This window comes from Pseudoalteromonas sp. 2CM36K (assembly GCF_023161865.1).
GTDB classification, from domain to species: domain Bacteria; phylum Pseudomonadota; class Gammaproteobacteria; order Enterobacterales; family Alteromonadaceae; genus Pseudoalteromonas; species Pseudoalteromonas tetraodonis.
This window is the reverse complement of the sequence record NZ_JALNTK010000049.1, coordinates 1-1,432: the sequence shown is the minus strand read 5'-3', so window position 1 is coordinate 1,432 and position 1,432 is coordinate 1. Positions and strand designations below refer to the sequence as shown.

General features: G+C 40.2%; 1 protein-coding gene. It reads right to left on the bottom strand.

Translation table 11 applies throughout. The features are described from left to right. Nucleotides 1-293: 293 nt before the first annotated feature. Nucleotides 294-1,331 carry an IS110 family transposase gene (locus tag MTN97_RS17765; RefSeq protein WP_248475028.1) on the bottom strand — a complete coding sequence of 346 codons (1,038 nt, stop codon included), beginning with the start codon at nucleotides 1,329-1,331 and terminating at the stop codon, nucleotides 294-296. Nucleotides 1,332-1,432 lie beyond the last annotated feature (101 nt).

Genomic DNA, 1,432 nt, shown 5'->3' with positions numbered 1-1,432 from the left:
ACCTTTAACCTTTAACCTTTAACCTTTAACCTTTAACCTTATATGGACTCCCTAAAGTAATCAATAAACATTCTGTACATAACAAGGTTTAGATGCGCACTTATATACGGGCTATTATTGAGGAGCTACCTCTGCCTCTTTGATGTTTTCGCACCAGCAAACTAATTCTTTGACGCGGCATACGTAAAGCTGCCTAAGGTTAAAACTAGTTGTTGCTGGTCGGTCTAACCTGTTTTACATCGCTCTTATTGATTGCCTATTCTTTTAATTCTGTTATCCGTTATGGCTCTTTTCTATGCCGCTATTGCGGTTGCTTTGTAATTTGTATTATTTTTGATTAACGCATAGGTTGTTCTTACATTTTTGTTTGCCAGCGCTATAGCCGCTACTTTTTTACCCCGCCTTTGTATTATCCCTTTTAGCCATACCTCTTTTTGCGTCCTAGCCTCACGTTTATCTACCCTCGCAATGACCGCTAATGCACCTTGGTATAACGTACTCCGCAATCGTTTATCCGCACTGTATTTGGCTATATGACCAATGACTTCTTTACCACCAGAGCTGTGCTGTTTTGGTGTTAAGCCGATACTGGCAGATGCAGCGCGACCATTTTTAAATATAGCAGGTTGCCCTAGCCTTATGGTTAAGCCTATAGCGCTTAATGGCCCCACACCTTCTAGCATCATTAATTTTTGGCACGTTTCATTATTTTTAACCTCGGCTTCTAGCTTTTTATCGAGATCGGCTATGTATTCAATATGTGTTTTTAGCATTTCAAATGCCATCGCTATGGACTGCCTAAACATTCCTGGCAAGCCATTTTCAGCATCTTCTAATATATCGGGTAACTTCGCTTTTAAATGAGCAATCCCTTTTGCTATGGTAATGCCAAACTCACTTAAGAGACTTCTTATTTGATTTGAACATGAACGGCGTTGAGATACTGCAAGTTCACGCATTCGGTCAACCGACTGTAGTGCTTGCTCTTCAGTGTTAAGAATGCGCGTGCTGGGAACATGAGGCTGTAAGGCTGCAATACTAATTGCTAACGCATCATTTTTGTCGGTTTTTTGCTTTGTTAGAAAGGCTTTAACAGTGCGCGCATGCATGGGTTTTACCGCATGGCCACATTCCATGGCGTAACGACACCAATAATGTGAAGTAGCGCATGACTCCATAGCGGCTAGGCTTGCTTTTTCTTTGCGTAAAATTTCTTGTAATTTCCTCCGGCTAACAGCTTTGTTGTAAATAACTTTCCCATTATGGTCAGTTTTACAAACTTGAAAAACTTCTTTTGCCAAATCAATAGCAAGTATATTACGATAACTCATGTATGGTCTCCTTGGTTTAGTTTTTGGTCGAATTAAAACCGTACTCCAATTATTGGGTGGGAGTCCATACATCTTTAACCTTTAACCTTTAACCTTTAACC

Coding starts and splice junctions, on each gene's coding strand:
- MTN97_RS17765 (WP_248475028.1), bottom strand. CDS start 1,331: ATGAGTTATCGTAATATACTTGCTATTGATTTGGCAAAAGAAGTTTTT.